The following is a 26,040-nucleotide window of genomic DNA, read 5'->3' on the forward strand; positions in this document are numbered from 1 at the left end:
GCTCGATGGCACAGATCAGGGTTGAAGCGCTCAACAAATCCTTTGGAGAGTTTCACGCAGTCAAGGGCGCGAGCTTTACGGTGGATGACGGCCAGTTCCTTTGTCTGCTTGGGCCGTCCGGCTGCGGCAAAACGACAACGCTGCGGATGATTGCAGGACTGGAATTGCCGACATCCGGCACGATCAGGCTCGACGGTGAGGACGTGACGATGAACCGTGCCTCCGCGCGAGATATCGCCTTCGTCTTCCAGCTATTTGCGCTCTATCCGCACATGAATGTCCGGCGCAATATCGGCTTTCCGCTTAAATGCGAGGGCATCGGAGCCGCGGAGTGCGACCGGCGCGTGGTGGAGGCCGCTCGGATCCTGCGTATCTCCCACCTCCTTGATCGGTCGGTTTCGACCCTCACCGGCGGCGACCGTCAGCGCGTCGCGCTTGGGCGGGCGATCGTCCGCAAGCCGAAGTGCTTCCTGATGGACGAGCCGCTCGGAGCGCTCGATACCGAGATGCGCGAGGCGATGATCCAGGAATTGCGCGCGCTGCATGACCGGCTTGGCGCGACCACCGTTTACGTCACGCATGATCAACTGGAGGCCATGGCAATGGCGGACCTGATTGCGGTGATGAACAACGGCGTGGTCGAGCAGATTGCGAGTCCGCGCGACATTTATGACCGGCCTGTTTCGCTCTTCGTCGCGGACTTCATCGGTTCTCCAGCGATGAATTTCCTGCCGTTTCGCGGCAGCCTGCAAGCCGGGGCGCAGGCGATCCGGCTCGGGGATCGCGACGTTGCGATACCCACCGCACGCGAGGCTCTGGTGGAGAGCGACCTTGTCCTGGGCGTCAGACCCGAGCATGTGCGTTTTTCCAATAGCGGCATGGTGCGGGGCGAGATCTATGGGTCGGAATATCTCGGCACGACGCAGATCGTGACGGTGACGACGCCTTACGGCGCTCTCAAGGCCCGCTCGCCCGCCAGCATGCCCTTTCGGATTGGGATGAATGTCGGGCTCGATTTTCGGCCCGATACGTTGTCGCTCTTCGACCAGGGGTCGGGACGGGCAATACGCACCGCATTGCACGAGGGAGGCAAGCATGGCTGAAGTCGAGATCGGGGCGGTCTCCAAGGCGTTTGGCAAGACGCAAGCCGTCGTCGATCTGTCCCTCACCATTGGAGATGGCGAATTTGTTGCGTTGCTGGGGCCGACCGGCGCCGGCAAGACAACGACGCTGCGTCTCGTTGCCGGATTAGAGGCGCCCGACAGCGGCTCGGTCCGCATCGACGGACGCGATGTGACCAGTGATGCGCCGGCGGATCGTGACGTCGCCTTCGTATTCCAGCAATATTCGTTGTACCCGCATCTGACCGTGTTCGAGAACATGGCCTTTGCGCTACGCGCGCCGACTCGGCGCCTGCCGGAGGCCGAAATTCGCGCAAAGGTCGAACAGGTTGCGCGTCTTCTCCATATCGAGGCCAAGCTCCACAGCAAGGCGACCCAGTTGTCGGGCGGGCAGATGCAGCGCGTTGCGATTGGCCGCGCTCTGGTGCGCTCGCCCTCGATCTACCTGATGGACGAGCCGCTTTCTTCGCTCGATGCCAAGCTGCGCGGTGAAATGCGCCTGGAGCTTAAGCGCATCCAGATCGATCTCGGCGCGACGATCCTCTACGTCACCCACGATCAAACCGAGGCTATGACCATGGCATCGCGCATCGGCGTGATGGAGGCCGGGCGGCTGATGCAGATCGGCACGCCGCGCGAGATTTACGAGAACCCGGTCAACGCCTATGTCGCTGCCCGGCTCGGCCAGCCGATGATCAACCTGCTGCCGGCAACTCTGTTTGCCGGCGTTCCGCCCGGCGTTAAGACGATTGGCGCTCGTACCGAGCACCTGGCGATCGCACGCAGCGGCGGGGACGTGTCGGCCACCGTCACGCGGGTCGAACATCTCGGCGACCAGAGCCATGTCCATCTCGATCTCGGCGGCCAACCTGTCGTGACGTTGGCGGACCCTGAGGCGAGGTTAGACGTCGGCGACGTCGTGTCGCTACGCCTTAACAGGCCGCTGTTCTTCGATGCGGCCGGCGGGAGGGTCGCGGCATGAGTCTCGATCGGACCTCTAGGGAGAATCTGGTGCGGGCGCTTGCGGAATCGGTGATCCAGCACGCCGACGAACTGACCAGCCTCGACCAGGCGATCGGTGACGGCGATCATGGGCTGAACATGAAACGCGGCTTCGAGGCTGTGCTCGCGACGTTGCCCGGCCTTGCGGACAAGTCTCTGCCAGAAATGCTGAAGTCGATCGGAATGACGCTGGTCATGAAGGTTGGCGGAGCTTCTGGGCCGCTGGTTGGCACCTTCTTCATGGAGTTGGGCAAGGCGCTTCCAGAGCAGCCAACACGCGCGGAGTTTGTCGCGGCTACGGATATGGCAATCAATGCCGTAAAGGCGCGCGGACGCTCGGAGGCAGGACAGAAAACCTTGCTGGATGTCCTGGTGCCCGTGCAAGCGGTATTGGCTGCAGGCGGCGATGCGCGGGCGATTGCGTTAGAAGCGGTGCAGGCGGCCGATCGCACGACGCCGATGCTCGCTATTCGCGGCAGGGCTTCTTTTCTCGGCGAACGCTCCATTGGTCACATGGACCCCGGTTCGCGCTCAACGTCCCTGTTGATCGGGGCTGCAGTCAAAGTATTGGAATTCGAGGCAAGGTCATGAACAATCCAAATGGCGGCAATGTCGGAATCGTTATCGTTTCACATTCGCCCAAGATAGCGGAAGGCGCGGCAGATATGGTGCGCCAGATGGTGGGCAATGCGGTGCCGCTCGCCTGGACCGGCGGCGATGTCGATGGAGGGCTCGGCACGAATGTTGCTGGAATCCTGGAGGCGATCGAGGCGGCGTGGTCCGCAGCAGGTGTGGCTGTGCTCGTTGATCTCGGTGGAGCGGAGACAAATTCCGAGATGGCGGTGGAAATGTTGGCTGAAGATCGAAGGGCGCGCGTCGTCGTCTGCAATGCTCCGGTGGTCGAAGGAGCGGTGATTGCAGCGACGGAATCCTCGGGTGGCTCATCGCTCGCAGCCGTCAAGCGTAGCGCGGAGGAATTCTATGCATGATGCCCACGCCAGCCGGGCAGCTGAGACGTCGGTGCCGCTGACCGCCTCGGCGGTTCTCGTCAACAAGGTCGGACTTCATGCGCGGCCGTCGGTCAAGCTCACGCAGTGTGCGAAGAGGTTTGCCGCAAAGATCGAACTCGCCCTCTCTGGAGACGGGCCTTGGACGGATGCCAAGAGTCCGGTGAAGGTGATGCGTGTAAAAGCTCCGCAGGGGGCGACGCTGCATTTCCGGGTCGCCGGACCGGACGGAGAGGTGGCGCTTGCTGCCATGCTTGCGCTTGTGCATGACGGTTTTGGTGAGGCTTAACGGCAGTGGCAGAGATCCAACTTATCGGCCGTGCCGCATCGCCGGGCCTCGCGTTCGGGCCGGTCGCCGTGCTGACTGCGGCCGTGGCCGGGCGAATGGCGAGCGAGGATCCGGAGCAGGAGGCTGCAGCGCTGCGGGCGGCGATTGGGGGGGCGAGGGCGCAACTGGCCGAGCAGATCAAGACGATTCAGAGTGAGGCGGCAGACATTCTGGAGTTCCAGGCCGCCATGTTGGAAGACGATGCACTCACAGATACGGCATATGAACTTATCGCGATCGGGATCGCTGCCGACCATGCCTGGCGCCGGGCACTCGACCTAGAGATCGCCGGCTATCGCGCGGCTGAAGATGAATATTTCCGTGCCCGGGCCGTTGATATCGTTGACATCCGCGATCGCGTGCTTGCGCATCTGGGCGGTGTGGATGTTGTCGCCGGAATCGCGGGCGGTTCGATTGTTGCGGCTGAAGATATCACGCCTTCGACCTTTCTTGCGACTGACTGGTCGCAAGGCGGCGCGATCGCGCTGGCCAGTGGCTCACCTTCCTCGCATGTCGCCATGTTGGCGCGAGCGCGCGGGGCGCCGATGGTCGTTGGGTTAGGTCCGTTGTCGTGGCATGGACAGCCACCCGTCTTGGCGCTGGTGGACGGCGACGCCGGAAGGGTCATCTTCGATCCGGAGCCGGAGACCATCCGTCTCTTTGAGCTGCGTATGGCGGCTGCGAAGGCCGAACTGGCTGTCGCCGAGGAGACCAGCCTTGCGCCTGCCTTCGTCGCCAATGGTCGGCGGATAGCGGTTCTGCTCAATGTCGCCGGGCCTGAAGACCTTGCAAACCTTGATTCCGCAATTTGCGACGGCATCGGCCTTGTACGCACGGAATTCCTGTTCGAGGCAGCCCACGGCCTGCCGGACGAGGAAACGCAATACAGGGTCTATCGAGACATTCTCGTCTGGGCCCAAGATAAGCCGGTGACGATCCGGACCTTGGATGCAGGCGGAGACAAGCAGGTTCCCGGTTTGACGGTCGAAGGTGAGAGCAATCCGTTTCTCGGCCTCCGCGGTATCCGCCTCTCGCTCGCGCGGCCGGAGGTGTTTCGCATGCAGCTCCGCGCGCTCTGCCGTGCGGCTGTCCATGGCACGCTGAAAGTGATGTTGCCCATGGTTGCGGTCCCGTCGGAATTGGACCGCGCGAACGAAATACTTGACGCGGAGTTCACAGCCCTCCAAGCGAAAGGAGTTGCCTGCGCTCGACCGCCGCTCGGCATTATGGTCGAGGTTCCAGCGGCGGCGCTCTGTGCAGCGGATTTTGGCGCTGCATTCTATTCCATCGGTTCGAACGATCTAACCCAGTACACCATGGCGGCGGCGCGCGACATCGGCGCAGTCGCTGACCTCAATGATACCAGCAATCCGGCTGTGCTGGCACTGATAGCCGCGACCGTCGAGGCCGGGCTAAAGCGAGGCGTCGAGGTTTCGCTCTGTGGCGACGCCGCGGCCAACACTCACCTCACGGCGGCGCTGCTCGCGACCGGATTGACAACTCTCTCTGTGTCGCCGATTGCCGTCGCACGGCTCAAGGCCGCAATCGCAAAGGTGAGTTCATGAGGGACGATGTCGGCAAGGACACGCCCGGTGACAAGAATGTCGCAGAATACAAAATAATCCTGCGAAAGGTACTCGACAATCGGCCCTCGGGGACGCGCCTGAAGCTTGCGGCGGCGCTGGGCAAGAATCGTTCGTTCGTGAGTCAAATCACGAATCCGGCTTATCTGGTGCCGATCCCGGCGAAGCATGTCGCGGTCATCTTCGACGTCTGCCATCCGTCCAGCGCCGAGCGTGCGGCATTTCTCGATGCGTATGGCCGCGCGCACCCCGGAAGACTGCGCGCACCCCACCGCGAAGCGCGCACGCGTGTCATTACCGTGACCGTTCCTGAACTTGGTGACGACAAGAAGAATCGTGCGCTCGAGCAGCTCATCGTGGATTTAGCCGCGCAGCTCGCGCGCTTTGCGGAAAGCGTCGGTTAGCCATTGAATCGAACTTTAGACCGGACTGGGAGAACGCTCATGAAAAAGCTGATCAACAGCGCCGATACTGTACTCGAAGAAAGTCTTGACGGCCTCGCCGCAGCGCACGCCGATATCCTGCTTCTCGGCGCCGAGCGCAAATTTGTGCGCCGTCGCACGTTGAAACCGGGCAAGGTTGCGCTGATTTCGGGAGGCGGCTCGGGACATGAGCCGCTGCATGCGGGCTTTGTCGGCCTGGGCATGCTCGACGCGGCTTGTCCTGGCCAGGTCTTCACCTCGCCGACGCCAGATCAGATGATCGAGGCTGCGGAGGCCGTCGACACCGGCGCAGGTGTGCTGTTCATCGTCAAAAACTACGAAGGCGATGTGATGAATTTCACCATGGCAGCCGAGATGGCCGGCCGAGAAGTCGCAAGCGTGGTGACGAACGACGACGTGGCGGTCGAAAAGTCGACCTACACGACCGGTCGTCGCGGTGTCGCTGGAACGTTGATCGTGGAAAAAATGGTCGGCGCCGCTGCCGAGACCGGAATGCCGCTTGCCGCGCTCAAGGCGCTCGGCGATGAAGTCAACCGGCGTACGCGCTCGATGGGGGTAGCTCTATTGCCATGCACTGTGCCGGCCGCCGGACGGCCAAATTTCACGTTGGCCGACGATGAAATGGAAATGGGCGTCGGCATTCATGGCGAGCCTGGCCGGCGCAGGGTACCGTTGGCTTCCGCCGATGCGATCGCCGCCGAGGTGCTCGACGCGATCCTGAAGGATCTTGCGCCGAGCAAGGGCAGCGAAGTGCTGCTTCTCGTTAACGGATTTGGTGCGACGCCTCTGATCGAACTCTATCTGATGGTCAATGTCGCAAAGCGGACTCTGGATCGCGCGGGGATCACGGTGACGCGCTTCCTGACCGGTTCCTACGTCACATCCCTCGACATGGCCGGTGTCTCGATCACCGTATCGGTGCTCGATCGCAAAGCCACGACATTATGGGATGCCCCGGTGCAGACCGCAGCTCTGCGTTGGGGCGTCTGATTTCCGCGCGCGGCTCATTTTTTGCTGATATCGCAGATCTGCGTCGTGTGGGGAGAGGCGTTAGCGGTCTCCTGACTCGCACCCTGACGCCTCATCTTGTCGGTTCTCGCGAGCCGGGCCGCCCGTGCCGGGTGTGCCCGCCGCCTCCCTTTGTGCCCGGAGCCCCGTCATCCGCTATCCGTAGCGGCTTGCCTGTCCCGCGCGACCGGGCGCATCCTCTCTCGCATGGGCAGCAATCGTTCGAGTAGAGGAGCAGAACAGATGAGCGACCTTGTCGTAATTGCATTTCCAACCGAGGCGAAGGCGGAGGAAGTTCGTCAAAAATTGCTGGCCATGCAGAAGGAGTATTTGATCGAACTCGGCGATGCCGTGATCGCGGTGAAAGACAGCAACGGAAACATCAAACTAAATCAACTGATCAATACCACGGCTGCTGGTGCGGCTACTGGCGCCTTTTGGGGCACGCTGATTGGCCTGATCTTTTTGATGCCGCTTGCTGGTGCTGCCCTTGGCGTCGCGTCCGGCACACTCAGCGGATATTTAACGGATGTCGGCATCAACGACAAATGGATGAAAGAGACCGCTGCCGCCGTTCAACCCGGAACCGCAGCGCTCTTCGTACTGGTGCGCAAAGTCACGGCAGACAAGGTTCTTGAGAGGCTAAAAGGCGAAGGCGGCACGGTGCTAAAGACTTCTCTCGACCACACTAAGGAAGCCGCCTTGCAAGCGGCGCTGGCGGAGGTCAAAGCGGCGGTACCGGCGGCTTCGCCTCCTGATTTGCCGGGCGCTTGAAACGATGGCGACCGCCTGCCGACGACCGCTCCCGGCATTACCGCAGCCCTCTCTGGCCCAGTGACGCCGCGCCGGGTGCGGTCATTGGTGCAGTTCCGGGTCCTTTGTGAGGGCCAGAGGCAAGTGCCGGGACCGCGCGACCGCGCCGTATGAATATATTTGCAATTCATCATACCGCGTTAAATTTAGTGAGATCCGTTCACGTGCCTGAGCCCGAGGCACAGCGTTGACCTAGATCAAACCATTGATGGCGGTGACGTTCTTCTGAACGGAGAGGGCCGCCGGGTGAGTGTTCGGCTGGGCTTGTTCTTTAATTCCCAGGATTTTGATCTATTTCGCCAAATGCGTGAGGGATGCAGATGTCGGACAATCCCATCGACGTGATCGAAGCCGCCATTCGCTCCGCCTTCACCAGTTACCCAAAGGAAGACGACCCGGATTGGAGAAGTCCGCACTGGATCAAGTCTGAAGAGTGCACGCACTTGGCACAGGGCATACTGCTGGAATTGCACGCAAACGGATTTGAAATCGTGAAGAGGCAGACCTGATAGATCGGCGGCGGGCCCGCGCAATTGGTCATTTGAAGTGACCAGATCTCGCGACGTGACACAGGCTCGACCCAGGCGGCCAAGGCGCGCCGCTCGACCGGCACCTTGCGGGCGTTACCATTCTTGCCCGTGCGCTTCCCAACTGCGGCAGATGTCGCAGTTGATTTCTTTCGCTCGAACCTTCGTTGCGGCATCGCCTCTGCGCCAGTGCCGCCGGCCGCACCGCCTCGACCGCCTCGATCACGCCAGAGGCGCGTGGGAAAGGGAGGGAGAGCTTAAATGGAGCGGGCTGATGGCAAGAGCGGTCAGACGCGAACCAACGATGCCCCTATTTGCTTTCCGGGGTCCCTCGGAGACCAGGGCCAAACGGGGGTGATCGATTGTCGCACTTGCGCCACATGGCGCGCCGCCTTTGTGTACGGGACCGCATAAAAATTAAACCAGGAATGCGCGATGGCAAAAATCCTCGTTGGCGTTGTTGCGATGCGCCGAACAATGTACGCTCGGCGAGCGGCTCAGGCTGTATGTCGAAGAGAACTTCCATAATGCTTGAAGAAGTTATCAAGCTTCACTGGTTCGCCGGTATCTCGCCAGAACAGTCTTTTACCGAGGCTGGCCGCCACTGCGAGGCGGTGGTGGCCGCCGATTAAAGTATGGTCATCGGATGCTGTTGCGATGATCTCGCCGTCTTCGTCCACGATTTTCATGTGCTGCCTCCAATCCAGCGTGCGGCCAGGCCGCCGCGATGGTGCGCAATCTATCTAACCTTATGCGGGCCCTGGGCGTTCCAACCCATGAAGATCACGGCTTCCGTATTCGACATGCGCCACATCGCCGCCCTTTATGTACCAACTGGCAAGGCCCGATTGCGGAGGGCGCGCGCCAGCACTCGACGGTCCCGGACCTGGAAGCCGCCCGGCGATGACAAATGGGCAAATTGTTTGTTGTGGATCAATTCCAAGGTGCCCAGACAGTCGTACGCTGCGCCGAAAATGAGGGAGGTTCCACATGGCATCAATCTTCTCGACGCCCCATCCAGAAAAATGCCCTCAATGTGGTTCTGGGTTGGTCCATCTAGAGTGGCGTGAGCGCGTCAATGCCCAAGAAATCCATGACCTTTGGCGCTGCTTTAACTGCAAAAGCGAGTTTGTCACCGCCGCCACTCCTGATGAGAGAGAACCCTCGGTCGTCGAGATAACCAAGCCCTTCTTTACGAGCCTAGTAGTCTAATCGACTGGCGTGGCTCGCGCTTTACTTGACGCCTTGACCGCCGACGCGCGCCGTTCGGCGGAGATCGTGCGGCGTGAAGCGCTTGAGGCCCAATAAATCACAGAGCCGGGGCGTCTTGCTCTTGTCCTCGTTCCGGCGCCAAACGCCACTCTTTGCGACGATTGAGCAAATAGGTCCTTGCCGTTACCTACTGTGAGCTTCGTCAGGCAGGATGCGAACGAGCAAGCGCATCCGGTCCTCCACTGGCCCAGGAAACAGGCTAAGGTTGCAGCCCCCATCAAGGGTCAAAAGGACAAGCTCGATGACCACAATCAAGTTCTTGGCGACTGGATTGATCGCGATCACCGTCCTTACAACGACCGCCGTGGCTCGCGAGAAATTCGCAGCCGGGCCAACGCGCATCACGGTGTACGGCAAGCCCTGTCATATATTCAATACCGGCCCCGGCGGCTGCTGGATTGTCTGGGAGGGCATTCCAATATGGTTCGGTCCGTCGGTCCGGGGCGTGCCCGGCCGCATTTGCGACAATGGCGACAATCCGAGGATATGTTGAGATGCGGACGATAAGAGGCGCGCAGCGGTATCCGAGGCAATCGCTGCGCGGTTCGGCCCTCGGCGGCGTCGGTCAGCGCGGTGGCGGCGAGAAGTACGCGCGGGTGCTTGTGCTCGCGTTTCGGCACCGTCTCGCTGAAGTGCCGGATCGCATCGGGCAACGTGATGAGCTCGGTGCCGCTGGGTAGCACGATCCGAGTGTCAAAGCGGCGTAAGCAACCATCGGATTCAGCCATGCTGACGCCAGTCCGACGGTATCCGTTCGCCGCAATCAAAGCGCGCGTATTTCTCGCGAGTCCACGCCTCATGAACGCGCGAGGCCCGGAAATTGGCCTCTGTGCTTTTGGGCAGATATTCGCTCCATGCCACCTCGAACGCCGCGCGGGAGCCGCCTCGAACGACGGCGCCGAGCCTTTGCGGTGCTTGCCGGGCTTCGAGCCGGGATAGAAGCCGCACTGCCATTGCCAAACCTCGGACGAGTCTGGGGTTTCCGACGGCTTTTGCTATGCTGCCGACGTGATGTCGTCAAAGTGGATGTGCCAGCAATCGCTGCGGTGCGGATCGCGCCGGCGGGTGAGGACGGGCATAGGCGCATTTGAGCGGGGCCGGCAAGGTGCGGCGACCCGGATTGGCCGCGCCCGCTACTGGTCGAGCGGCCCCTTCCAATCTGTAAAGTCGTATACGGCCCACCATCGATGCAGTGTCTGCCCGCACGCTTTGCAATCGAAGCGCCCGCTTGCCACGACCGGCCGCCTTATTTGGATAGCGCTGTGAAGCGTCCCGCAAAACAAGCAACTAAAAAAAACGCGCATTGGTCATCGATCCCCGGTCGAAGTGCACCCCGTGCGTTGGGCCAACTGGGTCGCCATAGTAAAAAGGGCAGTTTGTATCTTGGCAGTTCAGGCCGAATATTTGTGAGTTCGCGCCAACGAGGGTCCTCGGTCGCGATGGGCCCAGGGTGCAGTGAGTGCACATAATTCACAAAGGACAAAAGGCCCGGCTGGGCCGGGCCCCATTGCACGCCACTCGCGTCGGTGACTTGTGAGTTCAGAGGCCAAAGGACCAACCGATTGCGAGACGCTGGCTCACTGGCGAATCAGTACCGTAATTTGTCGACACAATTGAGGCCAACGACGGTCGTCCCCGAGCATCTCAAGCTCGGCACTATGCGGCAGTCACGGCCATGGCAGCGATCCTCACGGCCTATCCCTTCGGCGGCTGCAATTCCCCAGCAAACCACCTGGCGACCTCGGGCGACGTGATCGGATCGGCTTCCTCGCAATGCAAGCATGTCGGCCGGAGTGGGCCCTTGCCATCCGGTCGCGCTATCAGGACCAGCGGCTTGCCGCAACGCGCACAATTTAAGGTTTTGGATATCCCGTCCATCGCCTCATTATGGCGCGTGGAACCGGAGAGTCCAGATATTGATGGCGATCTCCGCGACTGACACGCACACAAATTCGCGAATGCCTCATCAGGCTACCGCATCGTCCAGCCACAGTTCGAGCAGCGCGCGATCTGCGTCGCATCCCCTCGGCCGCCAAGAGCACCTGGGCGCGCGTAGGCGCGGCATGCACCTGCGGCAGGCCGGTAGCGCAAGCATGGATGACGCTTATTGCCGCTGGCTTCGCCTGGGATCGAATCAACATCTATCTAGCAATGGTTGGCCTGGGCCTAGCGGCGGCGTCTTGGCTGATCGGGTACGCGCTTCGATACGTTCTCACGGGCGGAGATGATGTCATGTCGAAATTGAAGAGAGGCAGTTGAATAAAGCCCACTTCAGTTGGTAGCTTCTGGACGTCGCCTGTTGGCCCTTAGAACGAGCTGACACCGGCCTCAAACGGCAAAGCGACGCGGATCACTCCATCCGGAACAGCCTCGAAGCCGCTTCTGCGCCGAAAAAGGCCAACTTGGAATGATCACATCAGGTTCACGCGCCTGAAGCTTTACTGGGCCATTGCCGTGGTGTTGCTCTTGCGAAGTCTGTCGAGGTCCTCATCAACCGCCAGAGCCATCGGCGTATTCCGCGGCGTCATCCGGTACGTCTGCAAAGAGGGGGCGGCCGCGACCAAAGCGGGCCACGCCGCCTCCGCGTCGGCGGCATGGCCGGTACGAATAAGCGACGATAGCCAGACCGCCTTGCAGACGCCTATCGCAGGTGTTCGATCCATACATTCGCGGGCGAAACGCAGCGCATCCTCGTAATCCTGCACGGAATAGCGCAGCCTTGCCCCGTAGAGCGCGTAGTGTGCTGGGCGTACCGGGTTCCAGGAGATCGCCTTCTCGAAGGCTTCAATCGCTGCCTGGGTTCGACCGGCATAATGCAATGCACCGGCAAGGACGACCCAGTTGTCCGGATCGCCAGGGCCGAGCTCGATCGCCCGCTCGGCCGCGCTCACCGCTGACTCAGGGTCCTGACCTGCGTCGGTTACTAAGGACAGCACTCGCCACGAACTGGCACGCAGCGGGTCCAGCGCAATCGCGCGCCTGACGTCGGCGATCGCCTGCGGCAAGTCCTGACGACTGAGCCCAGGATCGTGATGGCCAAAAATCAGCATCTTCTTCACTAGTCCGAGTCCCGTCCACGCGGGCGCGTAGTTCGGATCAAGGCGGACCGCCAGTTCGAGTTCCTGCCGCGCTTGGCGGAGGCTCTCGGAACTTGGTGCCATGGTCAGCGCAAGCGTGCGCAGCACGCGCGCATGCACATCAAGCGAGGCCGGCGCGCGGCTCCGTAACGCCGCCCGGTCCGACTCGCGCACGGTTGCACCAAGCGAGGCGCTGATCCGAGAGATCAACGTTTCAGTAACGTCGGGCAGGTCCTGCGCAGTGGGCTCGAACCGGCCGCTCCAGACGATGCGGTTGTTGCCGGAATCGATCAATTGCACGTGGAGCTGCAGCCGGTCGCCGCGTCTCTCTGCGCTGCCATCCACAAGGTAGCGAGCGCGGGTCATCGCGGCGATCTGGGCCGGCGACAGGTTCTTGCCGCTAAGCTCGGCTGTGGCGAGGGTTGAGACGATGTGCAGGTCGGGGTTGCGCGCAAGTTCGGAGGCAATCATGTAGGCTAATCCGTTGCCGTCCGGACTGCCTTCCTGAGAGGTGTTGAGTACGCGCAGGGGTAGAACCGCAACGTCGGCCACCATCCTGTTGTGTACCTTGGGGGGCCCGGAGCCGGCGCCGGGCAGTAGAAGTTGCCAGACCAGCATGATCGCGACTGCCACCATCGCAAGGGCGGCGGCAAGGCGATAGAATCTTCGCACATCGCGCGGCGCCGTGTCGGCTGCGTCAACGATCAGAAGGTAACCACGTCGTGGCATCGTCCGCACGACCTGCTGCCGGCTGTCACCGAGCGCGCGCCGGATCTCGACCACGCATTGCACGAGCGAGTCGTCGGTGACCGAAACGCCCGGCCACACTCGCGCACCGAGATCGAGTTTTGTAACCAGCTCTCCGGGACGGCGCCCCAATTCAAGCAACACTGCCAGAGCCTGAGGCCGCAGCTCAACGGCCTGGCCGTGCCGGTCAAATAACTGCGCCTGATCCAAATTGAGCGTGTATCCGTTCAGCCGCAGGCAGGTCATGCGCACACCTCCCGCCATTGATCTTAGCGGAACGGAAAGTGCGTCTCAAGGCAGCGGCAGAGCCCGATTTCGTCCTTTATCGTGCCTTTTCGTACGGTTTTCCCGCAGACCTGCACTACGTTGACAACCGGAGAGCCGCTGCCCTGAGCCCGCGGTAACCGAATAACGCGATACCGAGAAAGCTGCACCGCGCTCACAGGGCGCAGAGTGTGTCCAGTGCCAGACGGTGGTCTCTTTCTTCTCGCGAGATTGCAAATGCGGAAGAGATTTTCGATAGCCATCACAGCGGGAAGGGCGCATTGCGGCGGAGCCGACCGTCATTCGCGCGCGCGCCGGGGCAGCCGTTACTTCATTGTGTCGATACTGTGCGCGGCCTGCATCGTTCAGTTCGCAACCAATCCAGCGCGGGCTCAATGCACGGCTCGCGATGTCTTGCAAAACCAGCTGAAGCTCAAGACGCGCCCCGCCGAAGTGTCCCAGCAACTCATTCAGTCCGGCCGCGATGTGGCGACATGGAAGACCATTACCATTGGTACCTTCGCTGATCCGCTTGGACTGCGCAATAAGCTGGACGGCATGGGTTGCGGTATCGGGGGGCAGGCCGCTGAAATACTTGCTCGACCGACATTCATCCTTGGCTCTCGCAAGACAGACGTGGAGCTTATCCTCGTATCGCCAGCCCAGCTTGGATTCACGTCCGATACTGTGACCTTGGCTGATGTTTACGCGCGTGCTCGACAGCTCGGCTTCGAACTCGCGGCAGCCGAAGTCGGCCCGCAATTGCGCATCCAATATCTTGACCAGCCTATCGGTGAATTTCTCATCATCGGAATGGAGCCAATCAAGACGTGGAGTGGCGAGCCGATTGTTCTGAATGTAGCAAATGGCGGCGCCGGATTGATCCTCATCGGCCAGGACGGCAAAGCCGCCTCCGAAATACATGTGACATCTCGGTTCGTCTTCGCGCGCTCGCATCAATCCGCACCCGGCACTGGACCGATCGATCAGGCAGCGGCGTTTCTGCCACCATGAAGAGGAACCAGCAGCGAGGCCACCATGCTTCATCGTGTCTCCATCGCAGCGGCATTGATCGCCGGAGTGATCGCCGGAGGTGAAGTCGCCAACACGGCCGCCCTCAATTCGGGGTACCGAGTGGTTGCCGGCAGCGAGCAGCCATCGGTTGATGTCGAACTCGTTCTTGCTGTTGATGTCTCCTATTCAATGGATCCTGGCGAGCTTTTGCTTCAGCGCGAGGGTTACGCGGAGGCCATCGTTTCCAACGAATTTCTCCAGGCGCTCAAGGCCGGGCCGAACCGAAGGTTGGCCCTGGTCTATGTGGAATGGTCTGGACCGAACGATCAGAAAATCATCGTGCCGTGGAGATTGATCGACAGCCGCGAATCTGCAGCTGCGGTGGCGGCGGAAATCGCGAAAGCGCCGGTTCGCATGGGCTCACGCACCTCGATCTCTGGCGCGATAAATTTCGCATTGCCGCTGTTCGATGCGGATCCGTATCGTGGACTGCGGCGTGTGATCGACGTTTCCGGCGATGGCGTGAACAACGACGGAAGCCCAGTTACCATCGCACGTGATGCGGCGCTGGCAAGGGGCATTACCATCAACGGATTGCCGATCATGCTCGAAGGAAGGCTTCCGTCGCAAATGGACATCGACGACCTCGATCTCTATTACGAGGATTGTGTGATTGGCGGGTCAGGCTCGTTTATGGTGACGATCAGAAGCCGTGACGGGTTCAAGGAGGCGATCCGAACAAAGCTCGTGCTCGAGGTTGCCGGCGGCGTGCCCAGGGACCGGATCGTTTCGGTGACCGAAAGGGAGCCACGAATATCCTGCCTCATTGGTGAGGCAATATGGGCGAAACGAAGCCGGTGGTGAGCGCTTCGGTACCTTTTGGAAGGCGCACAGTTCGATCCGCGTTGAACGAGCGTAGTACGTCTGCTCACGGCCCTCAGCCGACATAATTGGCGTTATGGCTGACTTCCGCTTTACCGGAGATGTCCGACTTCATCATCAAATGCGGAAACCGCTTCCGTCGACCGGAAAGGCAAGGATCGTGGATGCTGTCCCCCCCACTCATCAGCAGGCGAGCTTGCCTAACACCCTCGCGGGCTGTGCACGAACGAAAAGAGCACGTATCCGGTGTGGTCGTCGCGCTGGGGGTAGCGAAGCTCGCTCCGTGCTGTTGTATTGGCGCGGCAGCTTCGGGCCTGGTGACCCGGAACGGACCTCGTCAAGCGAACGCGGCCGTTGCAGACGATCTGCACAGCGCGTACCGTCGCCGATGCCGATACAAGGAGCCCCAATGACTGATCGAGACAAGATTCTGATTGCCCTTGGCGAAAAGCCTCTGAAGGTTTTCGAAATCATGAAGCGCGTGAACATAAAGCATGAGGACGATTGCCAATCGCTCTTGTTGAAGATGCGTGACGACGGCGCCGTGAAGTTCGATATTCACAAGGGATATTGGCACGCTGTCTGACAATTTTCGATTGATCACCAGCGGCTGGTAGAGTTGCTTGCAAGTTTCCTTAGCGAAGAGAAGACTAGCCGCGTTCAACGACACTCTGAGTCAATGTGGCGCCAGTTTCGACTGAGGCATGGCGCGTGGAACATCACCGACGTCGTCAAGATCGGGCGCCTGGCCGTAGCCCATGCGTTTCATCTGTTCGTGGACCTGTGCCATTTCGGTCTCGCTGAGGCGCGGAGGTTCGCCGATCGCCAGCGCGTGGACATACATCTTCGCCAGGGTCTCCACCTCCACGGCAAGCCAAAGCGCCTTTTCAAATGTCTGCGCCGTTATGATCAAGCCATGATGGCCGAGCAAGCAGGCATTTCGTCCTTCGAGCGCATCGACGGCATAATCCGACAGCGCTTGTGTGCCGAAGCAGGCATAAGGCGAACAACGGATATCGTTGCCACCGGCTACCGCGACCATGTAGTGGAAGCAGGGAATGCCACGCTCGTGCACGGCGAGAATGGTGCTGAAGGTGGAATGCGTATGAAGCACGACGTTTATGTCGGCCCGCGCTCGCAGAATATCGCGATGAAAACGCCATTCTGAAGAAGGGCGATGGTTGCCCTGGTAATTCGCGGCAAAATCCATCGCGACAATGTCTTCTGACCGCATGCGCTCGTAGGGCAAGCTTGTCGGTGTGATTAGCATGCCGTTTGGAATCCGGTGCGAAAGATTGCCGGAAGTCCCTTGGTTGAGACCGTTTCGGTTCATCTCCTTGCAGGTATCGACGATGCCCTGGCGGAGATCGGCATGATTGCGGTCTGTCATGATGGGTGCTCCGAAAAAGAAATCCAGGATTGATAGGCGGCGGAAAGGGTGCGTTTGCACTCATCCTCGCCGAGCGGCGTGACAGCTTCAAGCACCACGCTCGAAACCGGAATCGTACGCGAAAATCTCCGCCACAGCAGCGCCGCGCCGAGCGCCGTTCCATCCCGAGATTGGCTCACGGAGACGCTCTGCGATGGCCGCAACGCGGCCAGAGCGCGCGCGAAGGGCAGGTTGGCGGCGAAGCCACCGTCGATGACGATGTGTTTCGAGCTGCCAAGCGCATCTAGACAGCGGTTTGCGCTGAATGCGGCGTAGAGGACTGCCAACCCCTGCCATTCGGCTGGCGTCTCGGGCCGCGGTCCGATAATGCGTCCGCGGTGAGCTGCACCGGGGAACAGTCCATCATCCCCAACGAAGGAGGGGAGTGCCAGGGTTCCAAGGGCCAGTAGACTCGGCAATGCGGTGAGGACGGCTGCATCAGAAGCGTCGTGGTCTCTGCTGATCAAGTCGTATTCGCGGCCTGTCGCGATCAGCGTGGAGGGTACGTTCTCACCGTCGACATCGATATTGAGCACCATGCCGCGTGTGGCGTCGAGCTTGTCTAGCGCGAGGCCGCGCTGAAAGCCGATCATCCAGGTGCCTGTTGATAGGATCGAGGTATCGGCCATGCCGGCGGCCTTGTAGCGGAACAGGTTGGCGTTGGAATCATGCACGCCGCAGAGGATTTCGGTCGAGCGCGCCAGGCCGGTACGCTTGGCTACGGCCTCCGAAATCCTCCCTAGCACCGCACCGGCGGATGCCCGCTCCGGCAGAAGACGGTCCCAGCCGCGCTTGCGCATCAGGGAGGAAGGCTGATGGTGGAAAAGGTCCCAGATATGGCTCTGAGCCGCGAGCTGTGAAATTTCACTTGCAGCACACCCGCCGAGCCGCAAGGCGAAATACTGCGCAGTCGTAAGATAGGTTTTCGCGCGGGCGAATTCGGTGGGATATGCGCTTTCCTGCCAGAGCAATTGCTTGCCGAGCCGCATCGCGCCGCTGATACCGCAAAACACTTCATCATAGGCAGGCGCAATCCGGGCGTAGGTCTGGTCGATCTCAGGCGGCGAGACCGCATCATAGTCCATCATCGGCAGCACTGGCTCGTCACCTTCGACAAGAACGGCGCCACACCCATGCGCGGTCGCGATCACCGCGCCGATGGTGTGGCGTTGCGTCACCACGGCCAAAGTGTCGAGGAACCACTCTTCCAGCCCGGCAAGATCATAGGCGGGGTATGGTCCTGCCGTGGTCGGCACATTCGGGATCGAAAGTGCTTCGAGCGGCCAGCCGTCCTCACTCGCGACCAGCAGTTTCAGATTCGTCTTGCCAATGTCGAGAACCGCGATCCGGGGAGAGGCTTCCGATCTTGTCATCGTTGTCTACCGGGGCGCTTTGCCGCCCAGATGGGGAACCGCAGCAACGGCAATCAGGATGCCCCCCCAGATCGCCAGAGTGAGGAACTGGCTGAGATTGAGAAGGTTGAACGCCGAGGAGATCACCTGAAGGATTATCAGCGCAAGCAGCAATCCGCCGACCTTGCCAAAGCCGCCAAATGGATCGACGCCACCGAGCACTGCTGCAAGAATGGTGACGAGCAGATAGCTCTCGCCATATGCCGCGTTGGCTGAATTGAAACGTGCCAGCATGACGACCGCTGCGACACCGGCGAGCAGGCTCGAGAGGACATATAGCTTGAGCAGGACGGCGCGGGTATCGACGCCGGAGTAGCGGGTTGCCTTCTCGTTCGAGCCGATCATGTAAACCCTTGCCCCGAAGGGCGTTGCGTTTAGCATGAGCGCGACCGGCAACGCACAGAGCGCCAGCACGATCAGGGCAAAAGGCACCCCGAGAACCGTTCCATTGCCGATGAAAACAATGGGCTCCGGAAATCCGGAGATGACATTGCCGCGCGTCAGGCCGATCGCGAGTCCCTTGCAGAGTGTCATGGTGCCGAGGGTTGCGAGGATCGGCGAAACGCCGAGATAGGCGATGACAAATCCGTTGACAAGGCCGACCAGTGCCGCGACGGCAAACCCTGCCGCAATCGCCAGCACCTGTACGCCGACCCAGGCAATGCCCTGAGTGCCCGGAATGTAGTGCGTCAGCAGGAAGGCAATGGTCAGTCCAGAGAGATTAGCGGTGGCGATGATGGAAAGGTTGAGGCCTCCAGATAACAAGGCCAGCATCATCGCAAGCGAAAGGATGCCGAGCTCCGGCATCTGGAAGGCCATCGATTGCAGCGTGTTGACGGAGAAAAACCGGTCGCCGATGGTAATGGCGAACACCAACCAGAGCGCGACCAACAACAGCATCAGGGTTGCGATCGTCCCGCTGCCGGCAAAACGGATCAGGCGTCCGCGAAGGGCGAGGGTGGACTCATTTCTCATGGCCGCGCGCTCCGGGTCCGCCGTTCTCGCTGCGACCAGGCTGTTGCCGAGACCGAGATCAGAATGACCAACCCGACAAAAAATGGCGACCAGTAGGACGAAACGCCAAGCAAAATGATTCCATTCTGCAGGATGGCGAGCAGTGCCAACCCCAGAAACGTGCCGAGAACGGTGCCGACGCCGCCCATCAGGCTGGCGCCGCCGAGCACGACGGCCGCAACCACATCGAGCTCCTTGCCCACCAGCACCGTCGGAGCGACGGACTGTGCAAGCTGCGCCTGGACCAGTGAGGCGATACCGGCCATGACCCCCATGTAGCAATAGACCAACATGTTGAGGCCGAAGACATGGAAGCCGAGTCGCTGCGCGGCATCGGTATTGCCCCCCATGGCGTAGATTTGACGACCGATATTGCTACGATTGAGCAGGAGCCAGGTGAAGAGAAATGAGAACCCGAGCGCGAGGATCTGCAGGTTGACGCCGTAGGACGTATCTTTGCCCCAATCGAACTCGAACCAGAATATCCCGGTCGCGAACCAGTCGGGTAACGAATAGATATATTTACCGCCCGTGAAGAAAATCAGCAGCCCATAGAAAATGTTCAACGTTGCGACGGACACGATGATTGATGGTATCCGAAGCTTCTGGATGAAGATCGCGTTGAGGGCGCCGAGCGCACCGCCAATGCCGATCGCGATCGCAAAAACGCAGATCCAGTTCGCGCCGTATGCGTTCGCCACCGTAAGCGTGACATATTGCGCCACCGATGCCGTCGCCGTGAAGGAGATGTCGATTCCGCCGGCGATCAGCACCACGAGCAGCCCGAGGGCGAGGATGCCTACGAATGCGTAGGAGGTCAGCAGGTCGAACAGATTCTGCATGGTCAGGAACTGGCCGTTCGCCGCGCCCAGGCTGACGCAGAGCACGAGGATCACGATCAACAGCCAGAACTCATGGCTGCGCCGAAACCTGCCAAATGAAGCAAACCGCGATTCAGGCATTGACTGCCTGCCGAAGCGCATCTTCGGAGGTGTCTGCGGCCATCACGTCAGTAGTCAAACGCCCTTCGCGCATCACCAGCACGCGATGGCTGTGATAAAGCACCTCGGGGATTTCGTCTGATATCATCAGCACTGCGACGCCCTCGCGGGCCAGCCGCCGGATGATCTCATAAATCCCATCCTTAGCGCGGATGTCGACACCGACCGTTGGGCTATCAAGGATAAGCACTCGTGGGTTGGTCGCCATCCATTTGGCGAGCACGATCCGCTGCTGATTGCCGCCGGAGAGCGTCTTGACCGGGTTGTTGGGATCAGAGACCTTGATTCCGAGTTCGGCGACCCATCGCGCAACATGGCTTTGCCGCGCGCGTGCGCCAATCAGGCCGAACGCGCCGGCGAGACGTTCCAACACAGTCAGCGTGACGTTCGACGTGATCGACTGGTCAAGGATGAGGCCAAGCGTAAGCCTGTCTTCAGATACGTAGGCGATGCCTCGACGGATCGCGTCTGCATTCGTGTTCAGCGCGATGCGGTGGCCGTCAAGCGCCATGGTGCCTCGATCGGGTGGGTTCATGCCGAACAGCGACAGTGCGAGCTCGGTTCGGCCCGATCCAAGCAATCCGGTAAGGCCCACGACTTCTCCGGCGCGTAATTGCAAGCTCACATCGTCGTAGTCACCATCGCGGCCAAGCCCCTGGACCTCGAGAACAACCGCACCCACGGCAAGGTCGGGCACCTGTTTCTGATACTCGAAAGCCTTCCCGGTCATCAGGTGACTGAGTTTGCTGCCGTTGATGGTCGCTGCGGCAAAGGTGCCTACCTTGGCGCCGTCCCGCAACACCGTCACGCGTTCGGCAATCTCAAGCACCTCGTCGAGGCGATGGCTCACGAATACGACGCAGATACCGCTTCTTTTCAGGTCGCTGACGAGCTTGATCAAGGTGTTGACCTCGTGGCGGGTCAGCGACGCCGTCGGCTCATCCATGATGAGAAGTTTGGCATCCGCCGCCAAGGCCCGGCAGATCGCGACCAGCTGGCGTCCGGCAATGCTGAGTTCGGAGACTTTTGTTTCTGGATCGACCTCAACGCCGACCTTCGCCATTGTGGCCATGGCGATGGCCCGCATAGAGGACCAGTTCACCGTGTGGACGCCGCCAAGATGGTGCGCCATGGCGATGTTCTCGACGACGGTGAGGTTGGAGAATAGCGATAGATCCTGATAGATGACCTGAATGCCGCAATGGGTGGAGTAGACCGGGCTTAGTTTTGGGTACTCCTTGCCGGAAATGACGATCCGGCCTCCTGGTTCCGGCGCCTCGACGCCGGAAATGATCTTGATCAGCGTGGACTTGCCGGATCCGTTTTCGCCGACAAGGCAATGCACCTCTCCGACCTCCAGCGTCAGATCGACGTCGCGAAGCGCATGCACGCCGCCGAAACGTTTTGATATGCCGGACATCTTCAGGAAAGTCGTCAAGGCTTCGTCCTGTAATGGGACCGCTCGTCAAGCGATCGCCTCGACGAGGATCGCATTCCCGGTCGGAAAGCCGGGAATGCAGCGCGACGAGGCGGCTGGGACCGGTGTAGTTCTAGAGTCCTCCGGCGATCAGTCCGTCGATGGTTTCTTTGTTGATCCGCATGATCTTGTCGACCTTGATCTGCTTGCCGGCCACATCGACCGCAGCCTTGCCGAGGCCGGGAACATCGACGCCATCCGTGATTGGCTTGCCATCAAGCACGAGCTTGGCAACTGCAACCATGGCGTAACCTGCATCGGTGGGATTCCACAGGAAACCTTCGCGGATGGTATCATCCACGATGAGCGATTTCGCCTGGCTCGGCAGCACCGTGCCGACCACGGCGATCTTCTTGCCAAGGCGTTGCTGACGCACCGCATTGCCGGCCCCGATCGGCCCATTCGAGCCGAAGCCGAGAATGCCGCGCAGGTTCGGATAGGCCTTGATCACGTCAAGCGTCGTGCGCTGGCTGGTATCGATCTCGTCGGCGCCGGGGAAACGGTCGGCGACGAGCTTCATTTTCGGGAAATTCTTCTGCTGATAGGCAATCGCGGCGTCGGCCCATTTGTTGTGAAGCGGCGTCGTCAACGTCCCGACATAAACCACGTAATCGCCTTCGCCGCCCATGTCCTTGGCGAGACGCTCCATCTGCACTTCACCGAAGCGAACGGAATCGATCAATTCGACATTCCAGTCACGGCCTTCTTGTTCGGGGCCCTCATGGGTGATGACTTTGATGCCGGCCGCCTGGGCGCGCTTGAGCACCGGCTCGCACACTTTGACGTCCAGCGGCACCAAGCCGATCACGTTGACCTTTTTGGCGATCAGGTCATCGAGCAGCTTTACCTGTTGTGCCGGATCGACGTTCGCCGGTCCAACCATGGTGGCATTGATGCTGAAGTCCTTGGCGCCCTTCTGGATTCCCTTTTCAAGAGCGTTGAACCACGGAATGCCGGCGATCTTCACGACCGTGACCATTTCCTTTTGAGCCTGCGCAAAAGCAAACCCCGGAAAACCGGTACCGGCGATCGCCGCCGCACCACCAAGCATTTTGATTGTCTGGCGTCTGTCCATTGTTCCCTCCCAGGAAGCTATTTTTGGCCTCTGCTCCTTTACCCGGCACTCGCCTGGCGGAGCAGTTGGCCTTATTCTTGATTGGCGGCGAAAATTTCGCCTCCAGCCTCAGGACTTGCCTGGGGATTAGAGACCAACGCTACGAGAGGTGTCAAGCAAGCGACGTGTCAGCTAGCCCCGCCTGTGGCGATGTCCGGGCATGGCCGATTTTGTTGCAAAAGTCGGCTGTAACCGACGGATGTCTTTCGGCCATTCGGTAAGGCCGACCGGCTTTGATCCGCCGACCCTAACGCGCGAGGCGCCTCAGATTTTGAGCGATTGCAGCAAGAACAAACTCGTCCTGGGCGCCCGTGGGCCACGAAGCCGAAGCCGACCAAGCCTCAGGATGCGCTTGAAATGCGCAAACCGCATCTCGATCTTCTTGCGCTGACGTCGCGACGTCTCGAATCCCTCGGTGCCAGCGAACGACCGGGCGACGTCCCGGGCGTGCTCATGTATGTTGCGCGGGGATCCTGCGCGATGGTTCTTTTGGACAGCACTGCGGTTTAAGCGGGCATGCGTCGCAGTCGAGCTTGCTCGCACGATACAAAAGCGTTTTGCCCCCGTGCACGGTGCCGCTCGTCCCGAGCCGCTTTCCGGCCGGGGCAGTGGTAGACGTCGCCGGTCGGATCATATCGAAAGTCGCTGCGCGAGAAGGTACCGTCATCTCGCTTCGACTTGTCGAACACGGGGATATGTGGTGCGATGCCCTTCGCCTCGACCAGCCAGTTCAGCATCGGAGCAGCCCCGTAAGCGGTATCCCCGGCAAGCCGCTCCGGCTTGAGACCAAAGCGCTCCTCTGTTCATTCGATCATTGTCCTCGCCGCTCCGACCTCGGCCTGGCGAATTCCCATCCGCCCGGCTCGCCACGAGCCTTTGCGGGCACACTTCAGGAAATCAGGCAGATGGTCTAGTGAACTAATGTCGCTGCGCCGTTTTCGAAATAATTCCGCTTGGCCGACAGCATCTGGCAGGAAGTCTGCGCCTATCGCGCGGACTTAATCGGCATGTCAAAGATCTCGCCGCTCATGAGGAGAGCGATCTCGGCGGCGGGCAGTGGCTTCTGACATTCGGACAACGGATTGAGCCAGAAATTAGAGTCAGGCAACATTTCGAACAGATTGCGCGCAGCGGCGCCAAGGCACACCTCAGGCTGCTTTATATAGTCGTAGATGCGTTTCTTTGAGGTGAAGGTGGGGTGCCATCTCATGTTCTGGAAATCGACCGTTGCAACGTTGATCTCCTCCTGAAATTTGAGCGAGCGACGGCGTCCAGGTTTCATCGGCGCTTCCGGCGTCAGAATGTAGATCTCCGTCTCGAGCAACGCGCGATAGAACGCGGGAACGACGCTGGTGTCTCTTGCGGCAGCCTGCATCAGGGCTTCGAGACTGTTTTCCGGTTCAAACATGGCGACACTCCCAATTGAACCCGACGAGGGGCTGGACTTCAACGCCTCCAGTTACAGCGCAGATCGCGCGGTCGCCGCAGAGCCTTCGCCACGATTGTGCTAATCCTTGTTGCCGCGCAGGGCACGATAGATCGTATTGCGCGACACGCCCAGGCGGCGCGCGGTCTTGCTGATGTTGTTGCCCGTTTCCGCATACGCGGTCAGCACATGCGAGCGCTGAATCTCATGCAGATTGGCCTTGAGCCCACCACCCACCGCCTTGCCGGTCAAGCGCTCGCCGCCTGAATGTGCAAGTACGGACTCGACCGATGTCTCGTCGATCAGATCTCCGGGCTCGGCCAGCGACAATCGGGAAAGCACGTTGCGCAGTTCGCGGATGTTTCCATCCCAATCGAGTTCGGCCAAACGATCGATCGCCCCTGCGGTCAAATCCATCAAGGGATCGATCTTGTGGATCAAATGGCGTGCGATCTCGGCGAAATCGGAACGCTCGCGCAAAGGCGGTAACGTCACCTCCAGCGTGTTGAGACGAAACAGCAAATCGGATCGGAACCGGCCCTTCGCAATCGAGTCGTCGAGATTGGCATTGGTGGCAGACACCAGGAGAACGTCGACCTGACGTTTGGTGCCACCGACCGGCCGGACAGTCCAATCGTCCAGAAAGCGCAGCAGCACGGCCTGCAACGTCACCGGCATGTCGCCGATCTCGTCGAGGAAGAGCGTTCCGCCGTCCGCTTCCTTGAACAGTCCCGCCGCCCCGCCCTTTTTTGCTCCCGTGAAAGCGCCTTCGGCATAGCCGAACAGCTCCGCCTCGATCAGGCTGTCAGGGAGGGCTGCGCAATTTACCGGGACGAAAGCGCCGGCCCGTCCACTGGCAGTATGAGCATGGCGGGCGAGCTGCTCCTTGCCGGTGCCGGTTTCGCCACGGATCAGGATCGGCATCTTGCGGACCGCCGCGACTCCCACCCGTTGGACAACGGAAGCGATCGCCGGATCGGCGGAGACGAACTGGGTGAGGACGTCCTTGGGCGCCGACGGCCGAGGCCGCGAGATGGCTTGCATCATCGAGAACTGGCGCGCGTTCTCGATTGTTGCGACGAACTGGCTACCGACCTCGTCCTCGAGGCGCTGGCGTTCCTTGCGCCGGCCTTCATCGACAAAGGCGTTGAATTTCGTACGAAAGACGTCGGCGAAGCGACGACCCGGTGAGGCTGGCAGACCGTGCAGCAGGACGCTTGCGGCCCTGTTGGCTGCAAGGATCCTGCCCTCGTTGTCGACGGCCAGCAGGCCCGCGCTCAACGTATGCAGATACTCGCCGCGGTTATGGAAAGCGATCAGGATGTTTCCGCGGTGATGTTCACGGAACAGACCATTCTCGATCTGGGTTGCCGCCATCACGACGAGCGCCTGGGTATGCGCCTGCCTCGACATGCAGTCCGATGACGCGTCCAGTATTCCGGCCAGTTCGCCATCGGGCGCGAAGATTGGCGCCGCGATGCAAGTAAGATTGTTGTAGCGCGAGAAAAAGTGCTCGCCCCCGTGAACGACGATAGCCCGCTTGAGATACGCAGCGGTGCCGAGGCCGTTGGTACCGCAAATGGCTTCAGTCCAGATAGTGCCGGGCCGAATGCTCGCTGCGTTCGAGGCATCACTGAAGCTCGAGTCCGAGATGATGTCGAGCAGCAAGCCGTCGGCATTTGCAAAGGCGATCATGAAATTGGAGCCGGCAATCTGCTGATGCAGCGTGTGCATCTCCGCTAGCGCCAAGCCGCGAATCAGTGAACAGCGCTGCTGCTCCTGGCGCAAAACAGCGGCGCTCACTAATTCGGGCGAAGGAGGGCGCAATGTATCGAGACCAAGCGAAATGCAGCGCATCCAGCTGTCGTAGATATCGGCCGATAGAAGCTCTGCCGGCGGCGCGCCGCGCTGATCGAGCGTCATCCAAGCATTGTCCATGCGTCGGCTGGCGGTCAGCATCATAGCTCCTCCGGGAGTCGCGGCTTGGCGATTTCCTCTTGGTCGTAGCCCGGTTCGGGTCGTTCTCGCGCGTGGCGCGGTTCTCACGATCATAGATCAAACAATCAAAAATCCAAATTT

The 26,040-nt window shown here is 60.5% G+C and carries 25 protein-coding genes and 1 pseudogene; 14 read left to right on the forward strand and 12 right to left on the reverse strand.

Translation table 11 applies throughout. The annotated features are described in order from the left end of the window. Positions 1-5: 5 nt before the first annotated feature. From ACVJ5M_RS10370 to ACVJ5M_RS10415, 10 genes are all read left to right on the forward strand, one after another. Positions 6-1,103, forward strand: a complete 1,098-nt coding sequence (locus ACVJ5M_RS10370; RefSeq protein WP_354099869.1) for an ABC transporter ATP-binding protein — start codon at positions 6-8, stop codon at positions 1,101-1,103. Next, positions 1,096-2,103 carry an ABC transporter ATP-binding protein gene (locus tag ACVJ5M_RS10375; RefSeq protein WP_063981216.1) on the forward strand — a complete coding sequence of 336 codons (1,008 nt, stop codon included), beginning with the start codon at positions 1,096-1,098 and terminating at the stop codon, positions 2,101-2,103. Before ACVJ5M_RS10370 ends, ACVJ5M_RS10375 begins: the two co-directional genes overlap by 8 nt. Beyond that, positions 2,100-2,714: a dihydroxyacetone kinase subunit DhaL gene (gene dhaL / locus ACVJ5M_RS10380; protein WP_063981217.1), complete on the forward strand. Its 615-nt coding sequence runs from the start codon at positions 2,100-2,102 to the stop codon at positions 2,712-2,714. Before ACVJ5M_RS10375 ends, dhaL begins: the two co-directional genes overlap by 4 nt. Beyond that, positions 2,711-3,112, forward strand: coding sequence for a dihydroxyacetone kinase phosphoryl donor subunit DhaM (gene dhaM / locus ACVJ5M_RS10385; protein WP_028150082.1), 402 nt, complete (start codon positions 2,711-2,713; stop codon positions 3,110-3,112). The genes dhaL and dhaM overlap by 4 nt, the downstream gene beginning before the upstream one ends. Beyond that, positions 3,105-3,419: an HPr family phosphocarrier protein gene (locus ACVJ5M_RS10390; protein WP_063981218.1), complete on the forward strand. Its 315-nt coding sequence runs from the start codon at positions 3,105-3,107 to the stop codon at positions 3,417-3,419. The genes dhaM and ACVJ5M_RS10390 overlap by 8 nt, the downstream gene beginning before the upstream one ends. 5 nt (positions 3,420-3,424) lie before the next feature. Further along, complete coding sequence (ptsP, locus tag ACVJ5M_RS10395) at positions 3,425-5,023, forward strand: phosphoenolpyruvate--protein phosphotransferase (protein WP_063981219.1); 1,599 nt, start codon at positions 3,425-3,427, stop codon at positions 5,021-5,023. Continuing rightward, positions 5,020-5,445, forward strand: a complete 426-nt coding sequence (locus ACVJ5M_RS10400) for a hypothetical protein (protein ID WP_063981220.1) — start codon at positions 5,020-5,022, stop codon at positions 5,443-5,445. The genes ptsP and ACVJ5M_RS10400 overlap by 4 nt, the downstream gene beginning before the upstream one ends. 39 nt (positions 5,446-5,484) lie before the next feature. Continuing rightward, entirely contained in the window at positions 5,485-6,474 is a 990-nt protein-coding gene (gene dhaK / locus ACVJ5M_RS10405) for a dihydroxyacetone kinase subunit DhaK (RefSeq protein WP_063981221.1), read from the forward strand. Positions 6,475-6,735: 261 nt separating this feature from the next. Then, a complete protein-coding gene (locus ACVJ5M_RS10410) occupies positions 6,736-7,266 on the forward strand; it encodes a DUF1269 domain-containing protein (RefSeq protein WP_028150077.1) in 531 nt (176 codons plus the stop codon). 359 nt (positions 7,267-7,625) lie between these two features. After that, positions 7,626-7,814: a hypothetical protein gene (locus tag ACVJ5M_RS10415; RefSeq protein ID WP_223153873.1), complete on the forward strand. Its 189-nt coding sequence runs from the start codon at positions 7,626-7,628 to the stop codon at positions 7,812-7,814. Between the two features lie 515 nt (positions 7,815-8,329). Here ACVJ5M_RS10415 and ACVJ5M_RS10420 read toward each other — a convergent pair. Further along, positions 8,330-8,521: a ParB N-terminal domain-containing protein gene (locus ACVJ5M_RS10420; protein ID WP_028150075.1), complete on the reverse strand. Its 192-nt coding sequence runs from the start codon at positions 8,519-8,521 to the stop codon at positions 8,330-8,332. A gap of 824 nt (positions 8,522-9,345) precedes the next feature. On the opposite strand from ACVJ5M_RS10420, the gene ACVJ5M_RS10425 reads away from it, so the two are divergent. Beyond that, positions 9,346-9,597: a hypothetical protein gene (locus tag ACVJ5M_RS10425; protein ID WP_135215647.1), complete on the forward strand. Its 252-nt coding sequence runs from the start codon at positions 9,346-9,348 to the stop codon at positions 9,595-9,597. Position 9,598: 1 nt separating this feature from the next. After that, complete coding sequence (locus tag ACVJ5M_RS10430) at positions 9,599-9,784, forward strand: hypothetical protein (RefSeq protein WP_063981223.1); 186 nt, start codon at positions 9,599-9,601, stop codon at positions 9,782-9,784. Positions 9,785-11,542: 1,758 nt separating this feature from the next. Here ACVJ5M_RS10430 and ACVJ5M_RS10435 read toward each other — a convergent pair. Together ACVJ5M_RS10435 and ACVJ5M_RS10440 are read right to left on the reverse strand one after the other, a co-directional pair. After that, a complete protein-coding gene (locus tag ACVJ5M_RS10435; RefSeq protein WP_187387928.1) occupies positions 11,543-13,174 on the reverse strand; it encodes a winged helix-turn-helix domain-containing tetratricopeptide repeat protein in 1,632 nt (543 codons plus the stop codon). A gap of 45 nt (positions 13,175-13,219) precedes the next feature. Next, on the reverse strand, positions 13,220-14,239 hold the full coding sequence (locus ACVJ5M_RS10440; RefSeq protein WP_187387929.1) for a hypothetical protein: 1,020 nt from the start codon (positions 14,237-14,239) through the stop codon (positions 13,220-13,222). Between ACVJ5M_RS10440 and ACVJ5M_RS10445 the strand changes: the two genes are divergently transcribed. Continuing rightward, positions 14,231-15,070: a DUF1194 domain-containing protein gene (locus ACVJ5M_RS10445; protein WP_283017540.1), complete on the forward strand. Its 840-nt coding sequence runs from the start codon at positions 14,231-14,233 to the stop codon at positions 15,068-15,070. The two genes, ACVJ5M_RS10440 and ACVJ5M_RS10445, sit on opposite strands and share 9 nt — an antisense overlap. Positions 15,071-15,497: 427 nt before the next feature. Further along, positions 15,498-15,674 (forward strand): hypothetical protein, encoded by a 177-nt coding sequence (locus ACVJ5M_RS10450; RefSeq protein WP_167768162.1) that lies wholly within the window; start codon positions 15,498-15,500, stop codon positions 15,672-15,674. Positions 15,675-15,764: 90 nt separating this feature from the next. On the opposite strand, the gene ACVJ5M_RS10455 is transcribed toward ACVJ5M_RS10450, so the two are convergent. The 9 genes and pseudogenes from ACVJ5M_RS10455 to ACVJ5M_RS10495 form a co-directional block, all read right to left on the reverse strand. After that, positions 15,765-16,478, reverse strand: coding sequence for a class II aldolase/adducin family protein (locus ACVJ5M_RS10455; protein ID WP_063981226.1), 714 nt, complete (start codon positions 16,476-16,478; stop codon positions 15,765-15,767). Then, the gene (locus ACVJ5M_RS10460) at positions 16,475-17,890 is read right to left on the reverse strand and encodes a carbohydrate kinase (protein WP_354097134.1); all 1,416 of its coding nucleotides are present in this window, start codon (positions 17,888-17,890) and stop codon (positions 16,475-16,477) included. The genes ACVJ5M_RS10455 and ACVJ5M_RS10460 overlap by 4 nt, the downstream gene beginning before the upstream one ends. A gap of 6 nt (positions 17,891-17,896) precedes the next feature. Beyond that, positions 17,897-18,904: an ABC transporter permease gene (locus ACVJ5M_RS10465; protein ID WP_063981228.1), complete on the reverse strand. Its 1,008-nt coding sequence runs from the start codon at positions 18,902-18,904 to the stop codon at positions 17,897-17,899. Then, positions 18,901-19,905: an ABC transporter permease gene (locus tag ACVJ5M_RS10470; RefSeq protein ID WP_063986103.1), complete on the reverse strand. Its 1,005-nt coding sequence runs from the start codon at positions 19,903-19,905 to the stop codon at positions 18,901-18,903. The genes ACVJ5M_RS10465 and ACVJ5M_RS10470 overlap by 4 nt, the downstream gene beginning before the upstream one ends. Next, complete coding sequence (locus ACVJ5M_RS10475) at positions 19,898-21,382, reverse strand: sugar ABC transporter ATP-binding protein (protein ID WP_063981229.1); 1,485 nt, start codon at positions 21,380-21,382, stop codon at positions 19,898-19,900. Before ACVJ5M_RS10475 ends, ACVJ5M_RS10470 begins: the two co-directional genes overlap by 8 nt. Before the next feature lie 112 nt (positions 21,383-21,494). Continuing rightward, positions 21,495-22,496 (reverse strand): autoinducer 2 ABC transporter substrate-binding protein, encoded by a 1,002-nt coding sequence (locus ACVJ5M_RS10480; protein ID WP_354099870.1) that lies wholly within the window; start codon positions 22,494-22,496, stop codon positions 21,495-21,497. Positions 22,497-22,782: 286 nt separating this feature from the next. Then, positions 22,783-23,383 (reverse strand): annotated as a pseudogene (locus ACVJ5M_RS10485) (transposase); the annotation flags it as partial. A 137-nt stretch (positions 23,384-23,520) separates the two neighbouring features. After that, the gene (locus ACVJ5M_RS10490; RefSeq protein ID WP_063981230.1) at positions 23,521-23,943 is read right to left on the reverse strand and encodes an SseB family protein; all 423 of its coding nucleotides are present in this window, start codon (positions 23,941-23,943) and stop codon (positions 23,521-23,523) included. A gap of 99 nt (positions 23,944-24,042) precedes the next feature. After that, a complete protein-coding gene (locus tag ACVJ5M_RS10495) occupies positions 24,043-25,920 on the reverse strand; it encodes a sigma-54-dependent Fis family transcriptional regulator (RefSeq protein WP_063986104.1) in 1,878 nt (625 codons plus the stop codon). Positions 25,921-26,040: the final 120 nt, after the last annotated feature.

It is taken from the genome of Bradyrhizobium sp. S3.7.6, from assembly GCF_054061875.1.

What these genes read in the sequence shown, in the direction of transcription:
- ACVJ5M_RS10390 (WP_063981218.1), top strand. Translation starts at nt 3,105, where the DNA reads ATGCATGATGCCCACGCCAGCCGGGCAGCTGAGACGTCGGTGCCGCTG.
- ACVJ5M_RS10435 (WP_187387928.1), bottom strand. Translation starts at nt 13,174, where the DNA reads ATGACCTGCCTGCGGCTGAACGGATACACGCTCAATTTGGATCAGGCG.
- ACVJ5M_RS10415 (WP_223153873.1), top strand. Translation starts at nt 7,626, where the DNA reads ATGTCGGACAATCCCATCGACGTGATCGAAGCCGCCATTCGCTCCGCC.
- ACVJ5M_RS10430 (WP_063981223.1), top strand. Translation starts at nt 9,599, where the DNA reads ATGCGGACGATAAGAGGCGCGCAGCGGTATCCGAGGCAATCGCTGCGC.
- ACVJ5M_RS10400 (WP_063981220.1), top strand. Translation starts at nt 5,020, where the DNA reads ATGAGGGACGATGTCGGCAAGGACACGCCCGGTGACAAGAATGTCGCA.
- ACVJ5M_RS10375 (WP_063981216.1), top strand. Translation starts at nt 1,096, where the DNA reads ATGGCTGAAGTCGAGATCGGGGCGGTCTCCAAGGCGTTTGGCAAGACG.
- dhaL (WP_063981217.1), top strand. Translation starts at nt 2,100, where the DNA reads ATGAGTCTCGATCGGACCTCTAGGGAGAATCTGGTGCGGGCGCTTGCG.
- ACVJ5M_RS10470 (WP_063986103.1), bottom strand. Translation starts at nt 19,905, where the DNA reads ATGCCTGAATCGCGGTTTGCTTCATTTGGCAGGTTTCGGCGCAGCCAT.
- ACVJ5M_RS10460 (WP_354097134.1), bottom strand. Translation starts at nt 17,890, where the DNA reads ATGACAAGATCGGAAGCCTCTCCCCGGATCGCGGTTCTCGACATTGGC.
- ACVJ5M_RS10480 (WP_354099870.1), bottom strand. Translation starts at nt 22,496, where the DNA reads ATGGACAGACGCCAGACAATCAAAATGCTTGGTGGTGCGGCGGCGATC.
- ACVJ5M_RS10445 (WP_283017540.1), top strand. Translation starts at nt 14,231, where the DNA reads ATGCTTCATCGTGTCTCCATCGCAGCGGCATTGATCGCCGGAGTGATC.
- ACVJ5M_RS10490 (WP_063981230.1), bottom strand. Translation starts at nt 23,943, where the DNA reads ATGTTTGAACCGGAAAACAGTCTCGAAGCCCTGATGCAGGCTGCCGCA.
- ACVJ5M_RS10455 (WP_063981226.1), bottom strand. Translation starts at nt 16,478, where the DNA reads ATGACAGACCGCAATCATGCCGATCTCCGCCAGGGCATCGTCGATACC.
- ACVJ5M_RS10420 (WP_028150075.1), bottom strand. Translation starts at nt 8,521, where the DNA reads ATGAAAATCGTGGACGAAGACGGCGAGATCATCGCAACAGCATCCGAT.
- ACVJ5M_RS10410 (WP_028150077.1), top strand. Translation starts at nt 6,736, where the DNA reads ATGAGCGACCTTGTCGTAATTGCATTTCCAACCGAGGCGAAGGCGGAG.
- ACVJ5M_RS10495 (WP_063986104.1), bottom strand. Translation starts at nt 25,920, where the DNA reads ATGCTGACCGCCAGCCGACGCATGGACAATGCTTGGATGACGCTCGAT.
- dhaM (WP_028150082.1), top strand. Translation starts at nt 2,711, where the DNA reads ATGAACAATCCAAATGGCGGCAATGTCGGAATCGTTATCGTTTCACAT.
- dhaK (WP_063981221.1), top strand. Translation starts at nt 5,485, where the DNA reads ATGAAAAAGCTGATCAACAGCGCCGATACTGTACTCGAAGAAAGTCTT.
- ACVJ5M_RS10450 (WP_167768162.1), top strand. Translation starts at nt 15,498, where the DNA reads ATGACTGATCGAGACAAGATTCTGATTGCCCTTGGCGAAAAGCCTCTG.
- ACVJ5M_RS10465 (WP_063981228.1), bottom strand. Translation starts at nt 18,904, where the DNA reads ATGAGAAATGAGTCCACCCTCGCCCTTCGCGGACGCCTGATCCGTTTT.
- ACVJ5M_RS10370 (WP_354099869.1), top strand. Translation starts at nt 6, where the DNA reads ATGGCACAGATCAGGGTTGAAGCGCTCAACAAATCCTTTGGAGAGTTT.
- ACVJ5M_RS10440 (WP_187387929.1), bottom strand. Translation starts at nt 14,239, where the DNA reads ATGAAGCATGGTGGCCTCGCTGCTGGTTCCTCTTCATGGTGGCAGAAA.
- ACVJ5M_RS10425 (WP_135215647.1), top strand. Translation starts at nt 9,346, where the DNA reads ATGACCACAATCAAGTTCTTGGCGACTGGATTGATCGCGATCACCGTC.